The organism is Mesorhizobium sp. M1A.F.Ca.IN.022.07.1.1 (assembly GCF_003997575.1).
GTDB lineage: Bacteria > Pseudomonadota > Alphaproteobacteria > Rhizobiales > Rhizobiaceae > Mesorhizobium.
The window spans coordinates 1-14,788 of record NZ_RZST01000130.1 but is presented as its reverse complement, the minus strand read 5'-3'; the positions used below and the strand labels follow the sequence as shown (position 1 = coordinate 14,788).

12 protein-coding genes are annotated in these 14,788 nt (G+C 64.6%); 11 read left to right on the top strand and 1 reads right to left on the bottom strand.

From position 1 onward, the window contains the following. The 10 genes from EOA75_RS16375 to EOA75_RS16330 all read left to right on the top strand — a co-directional run. On the top strand, window positions 1–1,790 hold a 1,790-nt coding region (locus EOA75_RS16375; RefSeq protein ID WP_164747407.1), incomplete at its 5' end, for a transglutaminase family protein. Between the two features lie 6 nt (window positions 1,791–1,796). Then, the gene (locus EOA75_RS16370; protein ID WP_127324662.1) at window positions 1,797–4,208 is read left to right on the top strand and encodes a circularly permuted type 2 ATP-grasp protein; all 2,412 of its coding nucleotides are present in this window, start codon (window positions 1,797–1,799) and stop codon (window positions 4,206–4,208) included. Further along, entirely contained in the window at window positions 4,209–5,084 is an 876-nt protein-coding gene (locus EOA75_RS16365; RefSeq protein WP_127324661.1) for a transglutaminase family protein, read from the top strand. A 105-nt stretch (window positions 5,085–5,189) separates the two neighbouring features. After that, entirely contained in the window at window positions 5,190–6,125 is a 936-nt protein-coding gene (locus tag EOA75_RS16360) for a glycosyltransferase family 2 protein (protein ID WP_127216947.1), read from the top strand. Beyond that, window positions 6,125–6,997, top strand: a complete 873-nt coding sequence (locus tag EOA75_RS16355) for a glycosyltransferase (RefSeq protein ID WP_127246048.1) — start codon at window positions 6,125–6,127, stop codon at window positions 6,995–6,997. The genes EOA75_RS16360 and EOA75_RS16355 overlap by 1 nt, the downstream gene beginning before the upstream one ends. Continuing rightward, the gene (locus EOA75_RS16350) at window positions 6,994–7,737 is read left to right on the top strand and encodes a hypothetical protein (RefSeq protein WP_095823368.1); all 744 of its coding nucleotides are present in this window, start codon (window positions 6,994–6,996) and stop codon (window positions 7,735–7,737) included. Before EOA75_RS16355 ends, EOA75_RS16350 begins: the two co-directional genes overlap by 4 nt. 74 nt (window positions 7,738–7,811) lie before the next feature. Further along, window positions 7,812–8,903 carry a DNA topoisomerase IB gene (locus tag EOA75_RS16345; RefSeq protein WP_127324660.1) on the top strand — a complete coding sequence of 364 codons (1,092 nt, stop codon included), beginning with the start codon at window positions 7,812–7,814 and terminating at the stop codon, window positions 8,901–8,903. A gap of 106 nt (window positions 8,904–9,009) precedes the next feature. Next, window positions 9,010–9,384 carry a YciI family protein gene (locus tag EOA75_RS16340; protein WP_067002334.1) on the top strand — a complete coding sequence of 125 codons (375 nt, stop codon included), beginning with the start codon at window positions 9,010–9,012 and terminating at the stop codon, window positions 9,382–9,384. Next, window positions 9,381–10,655, top strand: coding sequence for an RNA polymerase sigma factor (locus EOA75_RS16335; protein WP_095800418.1), 1,275 nt, complete (start codon window positions 9,381–9,383; stop codon window positions 10,653–10,655). The genes EOA75_RS16340 and EOA75_RS16335 overlap by 4 nt, the downstream gene beginning before the upstream one ends. A 183-nt stretch (window positions 10,656–10,838) precedes the next feature. Next, window positions 10,839–12,353 (top strand): aldehyde dehydrogenase family protein, encoded by a 1,515-nt coding sequence (locus tag EOA75_RS16330; RefSeq protein ID WP_127216195.1) that lies wholly within the window; start codon window positions 10,839–10,841, stop codon window positions 12,351–12,353. 189 nt (window positions 12,354–12,542) lie between these two features. Here the strand turns inward: EOA75_RS16330 and EOA75_RS16325 are convergent, their stop codons facing one another. After that, window positions 12,543–13,409, bottom strand: coding sequence for a hypothetical protein (locus tag EOA75_RS16325; RefSeq protein ID WP_095800417.1), 867 nt, complete (start codon window positions 13,407–13,409; stop codon window positions 12,543–12,545). A 333-nt stretch (window positions 13,410–13,742) separates the two neighbouring features. Here EOA75_RS16325 and EOA75_RS16320 point away from each other — a divergent pair, with 333 nt between their 5' ends. Further along, on the top strand, window positions 13,743–14,576 hold the full coding sequence (locus EOA75_RS16320; RefSeq protein ID WP_127324659.1) for a GNAT family N-acetyltransferase: 834 nt from the start codon (window positions 13,743–13,745) through the stop codon (window positions 14,574–14,576). Window positions 14,577–14,788: the final 212 nt, after the last annotated feature.

Here is a 14,788-nt window from a genome sequence, read left to right as displayed (position 1 = left end):
TCCTGGTGCCGGGCGATTCCCCGGTCGGTTATCGGCTGCCGCTCGGCGCGCTGCCCTACGTGCCGCCGGCGCAATACCCCTATATCGTGCCGGTCGATCCGTCGCTGCCGCGCGCTACGCTGCCGGCGCGCGACGCTCTCTTGCCGGAACCTGCCCCAGCAGAACTTGAGGGCCCCGACGAAATGGCGCGCCGCCAGCTGGCAGCGTCCTTCACCGCGACAACGGGCCAGCAGGACCGCATCGAGCAGGAGATCACCGAGATCGGCGGTGCGGTGCGCACGGCGCTCACCGTCGAGCCTCGTGACGGGCGGCTCTGCGTGTTCATGCCGCCGGTCGAGGCGCTTGAGGACTATCTTGAGCTGGTGGCGGCGGCCGAGAACGCGGCCAAGGCGATCGGCCTGCCGGTGCATATCGAGGGTTATGGGCCGCCGCACGACCCGCGCCTCAACGTCATCCGCGTGGCGCCCGATCCCGGCGTCATCGAGGTAAACATCCACCCGGCCGCCGACTGGCGGGAATGCGTCGCGACGACCACGGCGATCTATGAGGAAGCCAGGCAGTCGCGGCTCGGCACCGACAAGTTCATGATCGACGGCCGTCACACCGGCACGGGCGGCGGCAATCATGTCGTTGTCGGCGGCGCGACGCCCAACGATAGTCCGTTCCTGCGCCGGCCGGACCTGTTGAAGAGCCTGGTGCTGCAATGGCAGCGGCACCCATCGCTCTCCTATCTGTTTTCCGGCCTGTTCATCGGCCCCACCAGCCAGGCGCCGCGCATCGACGAGGCACGGCATGACTCCCTCTATGAACTCGAGATCGCGCTGGCCCAGGTGCCGCATCCCGACAAGGGCGAGGCGCCGTTGCCGTGGCTGGTCGACCGGCTGTTCCGCAATCTCTTGACCGACGTGACCGGCAACACGCACCGTTCGGAAATCTGCATCGACAAATTGTTCTCGCCGGACGGTCCGACGGGACGGCTCGGTTTGGTCGAGTTCCGCGGCTTCGAAATGCCACCCAATGCCCGGATGTCGCTCGCCCAGCAATTGCTGGTCCGCGCTATCATCGCGCGGGCTTGGAAGAACCCGCTCGACGGCCGCTTCGCGCGCTGGGGCACGTCGCTGCATGACCGTTTCATGCTGCCGCATTATGTCTGGGCGGATTTCCTCGACGTGCTGGAAGATCTGAAGCTCAACGGCTTCGACTTCCGCCCGGAATGGTTCGCAGCCCAACTCGAATTTCGCTTCCCGTTCTGCGGCCAGGTGCAGCATGGCGGCGTCAAGCTGGAGCTCAGGCAGGCGCTGGAGCCTTGGCATGTGATGGGCGAGCAAGGCGCGATCGGCGGCACGGTCCGCTTCGTCGATTCGTCCATCGAGCGGCTGCAGGTGAGGACGCAAGGCCTCAATCCGGAGCGTCACGCGGTCGTCTGCAACGGCCGCATCGTACCGATGAAGGCGACCGACAGCAGAGAGGTCGCGGTGGCAGGCGTGCGCTTCAAGGCCTGGCAGCCGGCCTCCGGCCTGCATCCGGCCCTTCCGGTCAACACGCCGTTGGTGTTCGACATCTACGACCGCTGGTCGGGCCGCTCGTTGGGAGGCTGCGTCTATCATGTCGCGCATCCGGGCGGCCGCAACTACGAGACCTTCCCGGTCAACGGCAACGAGGCGGAGGCGCGGCGGCTGGCCCGCTTCGAGCCGCGCGGCCATACGCCGGGTGCCTATGTGCTGCGTGAAGAACAAGGTTCTGAAGAGTTTCCCATGACCCTTGACCTCAGGCGACCGGCGAGATTCTGATCGAGCATGGCCAAGGGGAATCAGAAACGGGCGGGCGGCAGGCCGCGGGCGCAGAGCCTGTTGGAGCATTACCGGCCGATTGAAGGCGTCGTCGACGAGATGGTCGACGCGTCGGGCAATCCGCGCCCGGCCTGGCAGTCCTTCATCGGAGCGCTGGACGATCTGGGGGCTGAGGCGCTCGGACAGCGCTTTGCCCGCGCCGACCAATATCTGCGCGATGCCGGCGTCTACTACCGCGTCTACGACAAAGCCGGCGCCAACGAGCGCGAATGGCCGCTGGCGCATGTCCCGCTGCTGATCGACGAGAAGGAATGGGCCGAGATCAGCGCCGGCCTCGTCCAGCGCGCCGACCTGTTCGAGACGATGCTGGCCGACATTTACGGGCCGAACCGGCTGATCGAGAAGGGAATCCTGCCGGCGGGGCTGATTGCGGCGAGCCCGGAATATCTGCGCCCGGTGGTCGGCGTCCGTCCGGCCAGCGGCCATTTCCTGCACATGGTCGCCTTCGAGCTCGGCCGCGGCCCCGACGGCCGCTGGTGGGTTCTGGGCGACCGCACGCAAGCGCCGTCGGGCGCCGGCTTTGCGCTGGAGAACCGCGTTGCCACCACGCGCGCCTTGTCTGACATCTATGGCGAGCTGCATGTGCATCGCCTGGCCGGCTTCTTCCGCCGCTTCCGTGATGCGCTGAACGGCATGGCGAAGGATTCCGGCGGCCGTGTCGCCATCCTGACGCCCGGACCGCTCAACGAGACCTATTACGAGCACGCCTATATCGCGCGTTATCTCGGCATTATGCTGCTCGAAGGCGAGGACCTGACGGTGTCCGGCGGCCGGCTGATGGTGCGCACGGTTTCGGGCCTGATGCCGATCGGCGTTTTGTGGCGGCGGCTCGATGCCGCTTTCGCCGATCCGCTGGAGCTCAAACCGGACTCGCAGATCGGCACGCCGGGGCTGGTCGAGGCGATCCGGCGCGGCACCGTCTCGGCCGTCAACGGGCTCGGTTCCGGCTTGGCGGAAACGCGGGCGCTGCTTTCTTTCCTGCCGCGGATCGCACGGGAATTGCATGGCGAGGAACTCAAGCTGCCGAACATTGCGACCTGGTGGTGCGGACAGCAGGCCGAACGCGACCATGTGCTGGCCAATATCGACCGCATGGTGGTTGGCCCGGCGCTGTCGACACGGCTTGCCTTCGAGGACGATGGCGCGACCAGGCTCGGTTCGGCGCTTTCGGCCGGCGAGCGGGCGGAGCTTATCGCGCGGATCGAAGCCGACGGGGTTGGCTTCGTCGGCCAGGAGGCGGTCACGCTCTCGACTACGCCGGTCTTTGCCGGCGGCCGCTTGGAGCCGCGGCCCGCCAGCCTGCGCGTCTACCTGGCGCGAACACACGAAGGCTGGACGGTGATGCCCGGCGGCTTTGCACGCGTCGGCTTCTCGCTCGACCCGACCGCGATGGCCATGCAGCGCGGCGGTCAGGCGGCGGATGTCTGGGTGGTCAGCCACAGGCCTGTCGAGCGGGAGACGCTGCTGCCGCAGGAGACCGACGGCTTCACCCGCACCATGCCCGGCAGCCTGCCGAGCCGCGCCGCGGAAAACCTGACCTGGCTCGGCCGCTATATCGAGCGCTCGGAAGACACGGTGCGGGTGCTGCGCGCTTATCACGTCAGGCTGGCGGAGACATCCGATCCCGAGATGCCGCTGCTCGCCGACATCAGAGACTATCTCGAACCGTTCGGCATCGAGGTCGAAACCGCGATCCCGCTTGGATTGATCGGCACATTGGACAGCGCCGTCTACAGCGCCGGCCAGATCCGCGACCGCTTCTCGCCGGATGGCTGGCTGGCGCTGAAGGATCTGTCGAAGACCATCCACAAATTCGCGGAGACGGTCGCTCCGGGCGACGACGCGACGCGGGCGATGACCGTGATGCTGCGAAAGCTTGCGGGCTTCTCGGGGCTGCTGCACGAGAACATGTACCGCTTCACCGGTTGGCGCTTCCTGGAGATCGGCCGCCGACTGGAACGTGGCATCCAGATCGCGCGCACGCTAGCCAGACTGACAAAGGCAGACGCGCGCGACGGCGCACTCGACATGATGCTGGAGATCGGCGACAGCGTCATGACCCACCGCCGGCAATATCCGGTTCAGTCAGGCCGGCGCACGGTTATAGACCTCTTGGCGCTCGATCCGCTCAACCCGCGCTCGATCCTGTTCCAGCTCGAGCGGCTCAAGGCCGAGATCGGCATGCTGCCTTCCGTCGGGGGCGAGGGACATATGTCGCCCGCGGCGAAAGAAATCCTGCAGCTCAACACGGCGCTCGCCGTGATGGAGCCTCAGGACATGACCGCGAAGGTGCTGGACGATCTCGCCATTCAGATCGGCGATCTCTACAACAGTCTCGCCAGGGCCTATTTTGGATAAATGCTCTACGACATCAGGCTCCATCTTCATTACGGCTATGCGGCCGCAGCCGGCGGCGGCAGGCACCAGGTGCGCGTGCTGCCACAGACGATCGCCGGCGTGCAGCGGGTTATCGCCGCCTCGCTGTCGTTCCAGCCGAATCCGGCCGAGCGCGCGGATTTTTCCGATTTCTTCGGCAACAACGTCACTGCGATCGCCGTTCGCGACGCGCATGAGGAGCTCCACGTCAGGATGAGCGCCCGTGTGTCGGTATCGCGGCCGGCAGCCGGCGTCGACGTCTCGCCCGACATTCACGGCTTGAGGGCGGAACTCGACGAGGTGCGTTCGCTGTTCCCCGACGCGCCGCATCACTTCCTCGCCGCCAGCGACCACGCCAGCATCGATCCGGTAATCACGGACTATGCGCGGGAAAGCCTCGCCGGTTCGGCGATCGCCACGGCGGTCGATCTCTGCAATCGGATCCACCGCGATTTCACCTATGACGGCAAGGCAACTACCGTGCAGACGCGCGCCAGCGATGCCTTTGCGCTTCAGCGTGGAGTTTGCCAGGATTTCTCGCACATCATGATCGCCGGGCTGCGCGGGCTTGGCATCCCCGCCGGCTATGTCAGCGGCTTCCTGCGCACGATCCCGCCCAAGGGTAAGCCGAGGCTCGAAGGCGCCGACGCCATGCATGCCTGGGTCAAGGCCTGGTGCGGGCGCGATGCCGGCTGGCAGGAATTCGATCCGACCAACGGCATGCGGGCGAGCAACGACCATATCACGGTGGGATACGGCCGCGACTATTCCGACGTGGCGCCGATTGTCGGCGTCCTGAAAACCACCGGCGAGCAGATCGGCGAGCAGGCGGTCGATGTCATCCCGGTCGCTGCCTGAAGGCGCACGATCGGTGATGCGGCTGCTTCTCAAATCGCGATCCCGCCGCTATCTTGCCGCCGGACCGTGGACCGGCCTGCCGGGCACTTGCGCGGAGTTCAATTGTTGACATCGGTCAGCATCATCATTCCAGCACACAACGCGTCGGCAACCGTTGCAGACACGTTGGCAACCTTGCGCTCGGAAGCCGAGATCATCGGCGAAGTGATACTGGTCGACGATTCCTCGACGGACAACACGGCGGCCGTGGCCGCGGACGCAGCCTCGCGGCTGGCGCTGCCGTTCCGGATCATCCGGTCCAATTGTCGAGACGCGGGCGGCTCCCGCAATCTTGCGCTGGCCGAGGCGCGCTTCCCCTGGATTTACATGATCGACGCCGACGATCTGCATATCGAGGGTGGGTTGCGGACGCTGCTGTCCAAGACCAGGACCAAGCCAGGCGCCGACATGGTGGTCGGCGCCTACCGCCGGCGGACCGATGGCCGGGACCGACAGTTCAAAACGCCGGCCGGCTACATGACTGCCGGGCTCGCCAATGCCTCCGCCTATGTGGAAGGCAGGATACGGTCGATTGCCGTCGGCAGCGCGCTGGTGTCGCGGCATACGGTCGGCGACACGCGCTTCCCGACCGGTCTTGCCTACGACGAGGACACATTGTTCTGGGCGCGGGTTATGAGCAAGGCATCGCTCGCGGTCGTGAGGCAACCGATCATGATCTACTTCGTATCGTCGGACCGTTCGGATGACCGCTTCGCGATAAAGCCTGCGCGACGCTTCCTCGAATGGCGCCTGGCGTTGCGCGAACTCGCCGACTGCGGCATTGCGAAATCGTCGTTGAAAGCGAGGGAAGGGCTTGTGGCGCTCAAGATCGCCCGCGTACACTACGCTCGCGGCGATCTCGAAACGGCGGCAAAATTCCTGGCGGTTGCCGAAGCGGCGCCCAAGGTTTCCACCGACATCTGGCGCTGCATGCGCTACCGGCTCAAAATCGCGGCGCGGCGCCGGTTCCCGGCCCATCGCGTCCAACTGCAAAGTGCCTGATGGCCGACGGGCCGGAACTTGCAGTCGTGGTGATAGGTTTTCGGGCTCCGACCGATCTGGTCGCGGCGGTCAGGTCGGTGCTCGGCCAGAACATCCCGCTCGAGGTCGTGGTCGTGAATTCCGGCGGCGGGAATGCCCAGGCGCTTCTGGCCAATGCCGGACTCGACGTGCCAGTCATCGAGTGCGAAGAAAGGCTCTTTGCCGGGGCCGCGAGAAATCGCGGCATAGCGGCGACGAAAGCTCCTTTCATCGCCTTTCTCGCGGATGATTGCCTGGCATACCCGCGATGGGCAGAGGTCCGGCTGCGCCATCACCGGGAAGGCGTCGCGGCCGTGGCAAGCGCCATCGCCAACAGTCATCCGCGCAATCTGGTCGCGTGCGCGGCCCATCTCGTTACCTATATGCGGCGCCTGCCAGGTCTTCCCGCTCATAAGGCACTTCGCTACGGCGTTTCTTTCGACCGAAAATTGTTCGATCGGTATGGCCTGTTCGACGAACAAATGGCGACGGGAGAAGACACGGAATTCCTGGAAAGGCTGCCAAAGGCGATCGTGCCGCTATGGGAGCCAGCGGTGCTTACCGTCCATCGCAACGAGACACGGCTGATCCGAGTGATTGTCGACCAGTATCTGCGCGGATACCGATATGGGACCTACCTCAAATCCGTTGGGCACCGAAAGCCATTGCGGATTTTCAAAGGGGTGTTTCGGGACCGGCGCAATGTCGGCAAGTTCGCAAAAGAAGGCCTGGCCGAAGAGGATAGACGTTTCGCGATGTTATCGCTGCCGATCGTATGGGCTGCATTGTTCGCAAAATCGCTGGGGGCAGCCGTCGGCGTAACGCATGGCGATAGGACAGGCACGCGGCCATGATCACCATGGAGATGAAGCAGCCGCGCCGGCGGCGCGGTCGATGGCTTTGGTCGCGGCAAAGGATCGTCGCCATTTTCAGCTATCGCTACGATGCGCATCTGGTGCCAGACCTCCTCGCCAATCTCGACGCAATCGTCGATGGCTGGATCGCCTATGACGATCGCTCGGCGGATGCGGTCTTCAGCAATGAACCGCAGAGGCGGCGCGCGCTTATTGCCGCGGCCTATGAGGCCGGTGCCGATTGGCTTCTGGCAATCGATCCGGACGAAAGGCTGGAAGATGCCGTGGCAAGCCGGATAGGCCAACTGACCAGCGGGTCCAGGCGCAATGCCTGGGGATTTCGCCTAAGGGAGATGTATACGCCGGCAAGCTATCGCATCGACGGCGTCTGGGGCCAAAAGATGCAGCACAGGCTTTTCCCCGCCTATCACCCGGATCTGAGCCGGTCGCAAGGGCTGCATGAGGCCTGGTTCCCCGAAGATCTGCGCTTCAAGCTTCGGGACAGCGGCCTTAACCTTTATCATTTGAAGATGATCGAGCCGAAACGGCGCGTGGCACGTCGCGACCTCTACAATCATCTCGATCCGGAGCAACGTTTGCAGCAGATCGGCTACGACTATCTGACGGACGAGTCGGGAGCGGTTCTGGAAGCGATACCGGCCGGGCGAGACTACTTTCCCACCCATGTCGACGACGGCAGGCTTTGGATGGCTGAGGTGTCCGCCGACCGGCGGAGCTGAAGGACGCCCTCTGGGGACGGCGGAACCAGCCGCTGTCGCGCGGCTTATCTACGGACCAGTTCCGTGGAGTTACCATGCTGCAACGAGCACAATCGTCCTTCGGCCGCCTGGCGGGTGGTCTGGAAATACAAGTGAACGGCGCGCAGAGTTCCGCCGAGCGCGCCGCGCTCAGCTATGTCAGCGATGCCGATCCGGGCATCCGGCGCCTGAGAAAAGGCAAGGGATTTTCCTATGTCGGCCCGAACGGGAGTGCGGTCACCGCGGCCACCCTTGACCGTATCAAGGCGATCGTCATTCCGCCCGCGTGGACGGATGTATGGATCTCGCCCGACCCGAACGGCCATATCCAGGCGACCGGCCGGGATCAGCGCGGACGCAAGCAGTACCGCTATCATCCGCAGTGGACCGAGGAACGGGACGGCGTCAAATACTCCAGCCTCGTTGCTTTCGCGCAAAGCCTGCCCTCCTTGAGGCGCCAGGTCGATGCCGACCTGCGCCGTCATGGACTTCCGCTGGAGCGCGTTGTCGCCTCTGTCGTCTGGCTGCTCGACAACACCATGATCCGTGTCGGCAATGCCGCCTATGCCCGCGACAACAAGAGTTTCGGCCTGACCACGCTGCGCGACCGCCATGTCGAAATCACCGGTTCCAGCCTGCGCTTCTCCTTCACGGGCAAGTCCGGCAAGGAATGGAAGCTGAAGCTCGTCGACCAACGCATCGCCAAAATCGTGCGCGGCGCGCAGGACCTGCCTGGCCAGAAGCTGTTTCAGTATCTTGATGACGAGGGAACACGCCGGCCGCTGCGGTCGGAGGACGTCAATCGCTATATTCGCGAGGCATCTGGCCCGGAGTTCAGCTCCAAGCATTTTCGCACCTGGGGCGGCACCATCCATGCGGCATCCCTGTTCGCGCAGGCGGAGTTGCCCGAGAGCATGACCCAGAAAAACCGCGTGATGAACAGTATCGTCGACAAGGTCGCCGAACGACTCGGCAATACGCGAGCCGTCTGCCGCCGGTGCTATATCCATCCGCTCGTCTTCGAGGCGTGGGCCGAAGGGAAGCTGCTCGGCGAAATGGCCGAAGCCAACAAACGAAAGCGCCTTATACCGGGCCTCGACGAGGAGGAGACGCTGGTGCTGAGATGGCTGCAGGCGCGCGAAGCCTGACCACCAGGAGGATAGCGTAAACCCTCGATAGCTCTACAACTTTTTTGTCGACCTTGTGTCGGGAAGGGTCCTACTGTTGCGTCCTTTGATACGGAAAGGACGCACCATGCTCTATGCCATTCTCTGCTACGCCTCCGAAGACGTGGTCTGCTCCTGGAGCAAGGAACAGGACGAGGAGGTCATGGCAAAGCTCCTCAACGTACAGGACAAATACGCCAGGGCAGGCCGGCTGGGGCCGGTGGCGCGCCTGCTGCCGACCACAGCCGCGACGACGCTTCGCAAGGTCAAGGGCGAATCGGTGGTGCTCGACGGCCCGTTCGCCGAGACCAAGGAGCAGTTCCTCGGCTTCTACACGCTCGAATGCAATCACCTGGACGAAGCCGTCGAGTTCGCTCGCGAACTCTCCGAGGTCAATCCGAGCGGTGGTTCCTACGAGATCAGGCCGATCTCGGTCTTCAATCCGACAAAGGTTCCCGCATGACCGAGCTTGCCTGGATCAGCAACGCGATCAGCACCGCCCGTCCGCAGGCGATGGGCGCGCTGCTGCGCTATTTCCGCGACCTCGACGCCGCGGAAGAAGCTTTCCAGGATGCATGCCTGAGGGCGCTGAAGAACTGGCCGAAAAACGGGCCGCCGCGCGATCCGGCGGCCTGGCTGATCTTCGTCGGCCGCAACAGCGGCATCGACGCGGTGCGCAAGCGCGCCAAGCAGGCGCCGATGCCGGAAGAGGACCAGATCTCCGATCTCGAGGATGCCGAAGGCGATATGGCCGAGCGGCTGGACGGCGCGCATTATCGCGACGATATCCTGCGGCTCCTGTTCATCTGCTGCCATCCGGACCTGCCGGCGACGCAGCAGATCGCGGTCGCGCTGCGCATCGTCTCCGGCCTGACCGTCAAGCAGATCGCGCGCGCCTTTCTCGTCGGCGAGAGCGCCATGGAGCAGCGCATCACCCGGGCCAAGGCGCGCATCGCCGATGCCGGCGTGCCGTTCGAGACGCCAGGCGCGGTCGAGCGTTCCGAGCGCTTGGCGGCGGTCGCGGCCATGATCTATCTGATCTTCAACGAGGGCTATTCGACCAATGGCGGCGAGGCGCCGGCCCGCGCGCCGCTTTGCGAGGAGGCGATCCGGCTCGCCCGGCTGCTGCTCAGGCTGTTTCAGCAGGAACCGGAGATCATGGGGCTGACGGCGCTGCTGCTTCTCCAGCATGCACGCGCGCCGGCGCGCTTCGACGCGCATGGCGAGATCGTGCTGCTCGAGGATCAGGACCGGTCGCTCTGGAGCCGCAAGATGATCGACGAGGGCCTGGCGCTGGTCGACAAGGCGCTGCGTCATCGCAAGCCTGGCCCATACCAGGTGCAAGCGGCGATCGCGGCATTGCATGCGCGGGCGGCAACACCCGAGGATACGGACTGGACCGAGATCGACCTGCTCTACGGCTTGCTCGAGCAGATGCAGCCGTCGCCGGTAGTGACGCTGAACCGCGCGGTTGCGGTGAGCAAGGTGCGCGGCCCCGAAGCGGCGCTGGCGATGATCGAGCCGCTAGAGGATCGGCTGGCAGGCTATTTCCACTTCTTCGGCCTGAAGGGCGGCCTGCTGATGCAGCTCGGCCGTGGCGAGGAGGCGCGCGTGGCCTTCGACCGCGCGATCGCTTTAGCCAACACCGCCGCCGAAGCCGCTCATATCCGCATGCATATCGACCGGCTGATCAAGGAAAGCACCGAGAAGTCGCAGGCCAAGAAGGCGCGCTGATCCCATTTTCACTGCTGGCCCAATTTTGCGCGCCGGGGTTGGACCATCCCGGGGTGGCGATTTTTCCCTGAAACGAGTAATGCCACGCCATGAAAGCGCCGTCGTGCCTGAGGGCGCCGACAAGACGTGGCGCAAGGCTTCGACGCTCGCCATATCCAAGGCGAGATCTGAAAAGGAACCAACATGACGATTGCGAAGGAAACGGCCTCACTTCTGGAGAAACTTGGCGTCGCCAAGGATGCACTTTCCGGTGGCGACCTCATCGTGCGCAGCCCGGTGACGGGCGAGCAGATCGCGGCACTGAAGTCGATCTCGGCGGTCGATGCCGGCAAGGCTATCGATGCCGCGCACAAGGCCTTCCACGCCTGGCGGCTGGTGCCGGGGCCGAAGCGGGGCGAGCTGGTGCGCCTGCTCGGCGAGGAGTTGCGTGCTCACAAGGCGGAGCTCGGCCGGCTGGTGTCGATCGAGGTCGGCAAGATCCCGTCCGAGGGTCTTGGTGAAGTGCAGGAGATGATCGACATCTGCGATTTCGCAGTCGGTCTTTCGCGCCAGCTCTACGGCCTGACCATCGCCACCGAGCGCCCTGGACACCGCATGATGGAAACCTGGCATCCGCTCGGCGTCGTCGGCGTGATCTCGGCCTTCAACTTCCCCGTCGCGGTGTGGTCGTGGAACGCGGCACTTGCACTCGTGTGCGGTGACGCGGTGGTGTGGAAGCCGTCGGAAAAGACGCCGCTGACGGCGTTTGCCTGCGGGGCGATCTTCGAGCGCGCCGCCAGGCGTTTCGGCGCCGATGCGCCGGAAGGCCTGCTCCAGGTGCTGATCGGCGACCGCGCCGTCGGCGAGGTGCTGGTCGACCATCCGAAGGTGCCGCTGGTCTCGGCCACGGGCTCGACCCGCATGGGCCGCGAGGTCGGTCCGCGGCTGGCCAAGCGTTTTGCACGCGCGGTGCTCGAGCTCGGCGGCAACAATGCCGGCATCGTCTGCCCGAGCGCCGATCTCGACATGGCGCTGCGCGCCATTGCGTTCGGCGCCATGGGCACCGCCGGCCAGCGCTGCACGACGCTCAGGCGTTTGTTCGTGCACGAGAGCGTCTATGACGCGCTGCTGCCGCGCCTGAAGAAGGCCTATCAGAGCGTTTCGGTCGGCAATCCGCTGGAGACCTCGGCGCTGGTCGGTCCGCTGATCGACAAGGCCGCCTTCGACAATATGCAGAAGGCGTTGAACGAAGCGGAAGCGCATGGCGGCAAGGTGACCGGCGGCACGCGGTTCGAGAACGGCCATCCCGAGGCCTACTATGTGCATCCGGCGCTCGTCGAAATGCCGAAGCAGGTTTCGCCGGTGACGGAAGAGACCTTCGCGCCGATCCTCTATGTGATGAAATATGCCGATTTCGACGAGGCGCTCGACCTGCACAATGCGGTCGGCGCAGGCCTGTCATCCTCGATCTTTACCCGTGACCTGCAGGAATCGGAGCGCTTTCTCGGCGTCGACGGTTCGGACTGCGGCATCGCCAATGTCAATATCGGCACGTCGGGCGCCGAGATCGGCGGCGCATTCGGCGGCGAGAAGGAAACCGGCGGCGGCCGGGAGAGCGGCTCGGACGCCTGGAAGGCCTATATGCGGCGCGCCACCAACACGGTGAACTTCTCCAAGGCCCTGCCCTTGGCGCAAGGCGTGTCGTTCGACATCGACTGAGGACATAGAGCGGTTCACCGTTCCACGGAAACGGCAAACCGCCCTATCTCTTTGATTTGACAATTCCGGACGGAAGACCGTTTCACACTATCCTGGAATTGCTCTGAGCGCCGCGTCATGGTCGAAGCGGCTCAACGGCGCGTCTCTTTGCGCGCCGTCACGGCAAGCTCGGAGCAGGCGCCGCGGCGCTCAGCCTTCGCTCGCGCCGGAAAAACTCGCCTCGAAGGCTGCGTCGACGATGGCGAGCTTGGCTGCCTGGACGGCCATGTATTCGTCGAAGAACTGCCGCGACACCCACATGACGGAATGTCCGCGCTGGCCGACCCAGCCGATGCTGCCGAGCGCCTCGGCGTCGCGGAGCTTGCGCGCCAGATGCGTGCGCGACAGCTTCAGCCAATGCGCAAATTCGCTGATCGAGATGACGCCGGTCGGAATCTTCTCGAGGCTGGCGTCCTCCGGATCGATACCCGACATCAGCCAGTCCATGACGATGCCGCCGTTGTTGAGCCAGATGAACAACGAGAAGGTTTGCTGGGGTTCCCGCACCGGAATGGATGCGAGCAATCCGTCGCAGATCAATGGCTGCAGCTTGGCCAGCATATCGGGGTGTCCGAGGAAAGTCGTCAGCCGGGCTCCGCCATCGATGCGGTCGAGCGTTCGCAAATGGGCATGGATCCAGCCGGTAAAGGTCTCGATGGTGGCCGCGGTCACCCGCAACGGATGAGCCCGGCCATCGCCACGCGACGAAATATATTCGGCGACGTTGTAACGGAGCATTTCCTTGACGAACGCTTCGGCGGTGTTGCGGCTGGCGACTGAATTGCGGCGCACGACCTCGATGAAACGCGCTACGGTCATTTCGGTGCGACGGTCATCGGGGTCGCGCCTGAAATGCAGCGCAAGTCCGACATGGCCGAGCAGCCAGCGCTGCTGAGTGGCAAAAACGGCGGCAAGGCGCGGGCTGGTTTCGTAGATATGGATGAGCGCGCGCGACTGCTCCTTGACACCGCGCAGAGCTGCCGGATGACTGGCGATTTCTTCGGCGCTCAGGGGCATTTCCTCGGGCACTCCATTCAATTCGAAGCAACGACCAAAGAAGATTCCCCGCCTTCCACGGTCGTGTCCAGTTACCCATTGGAACAACAGCTGATGTTTCGGCGCGTTCTTGCTAACCCTTTGCATCGATTCGAAAAACCCGGATAATAATTCGCTCGACGGTCCAGCGTTCAATGGGCGGCCTCTTCGCCGAATCGGCGAAGGAGCATCGACGCTTGGGCTTCGTGAGTGGACAGGTCGGCAACGTCCAAAACCGGTCTTTGCAACCTGCTGGCGGCGACCTATCCTGGAGGCTTGAAATCCGTTGCCTCTAGGCCGCCGCCGAGTGAAGCCATGCCGAGAACGATCCGGACGCTGACCGCCAGCGAGGTCGAAACGCTCGTCGAGTGGGCGGCGAGGGAGGGATGGAATCCGGGCATCGACGATGCCGCCGCGCTCAGGGCTGCCGATCCTGAAGGGTTCATCGGCGCCTTCGTCACCGGCGAGATGGTGGCCGGCATCTCGGCCGTCGCCTATGGCGCGGAGTTCGGTTTCATCGGCCTCTATATCTGCCGGCCCGATCGGCGCGGTGAAGGCCATGGCAAGGCGGTCTGGGATGCCGGCATGGCTCGGCTCGGCGACCGCATTGTCGGCCTCGACGGCGTAGCCGAGCAGCGGGCCAACTATCAACACAAAGGGTTCGTGCCGGCTTATGAGACCGTCCGCTTCAGCGGTCGTCCCGCCGGACTGACCGGGGGCCGGGAAATCCGGTCCGTTGAGGCCGCCGAGACAGCCGAGATCCTGGCCTATGACCGCCAGTGCTTCCCGGCGCCTCGGGAGGCCTTCCTGCGGGAATGGCTGCAGCCGCCCCGGATCGCGATGATGTCCACTGGCCCGACCGGCCTTGCCGGCTACGGCGTGGCGCGCCGATGCCGCGAAGGTTTCAAGATCGGTCCGCTGTTCGCGGACGACATGGAGACAGCCCTGGCTTTGATGGCGGAACTGACGGGAAGGACGGCAGGCGAGGCGCTGCATATCGACGTGCCGGCCACCCAGATCGGCTTCACCGCCGTGCTTCAGGCTGTCGGCATGGTCCCCGGATTCACGACGACCCGCATGTATCGGGGCGGCAAACCAGGCAATGTGCCGTCGAAGGTTTTCGGCATCACGACGCTGGAGCTGGGGTGATCGCGAAGCGAATGGCTTCGGTGCTGTGATCATTGTTTGTCCGGCGTGGCGCATGCGAGATGTCTCTCCGACGTGGTTCGGATGCCGGACTGTGTCTCGCCGCAACGCTCATCGCACAGCGGAGGTTATCGAATGGCTGCAAGAACCGTCCTGATCGCGGGCGGCGCCGGGGGAATGGGTCTTGCGGCGGGACTGCGCCTTTCGGCTGACGG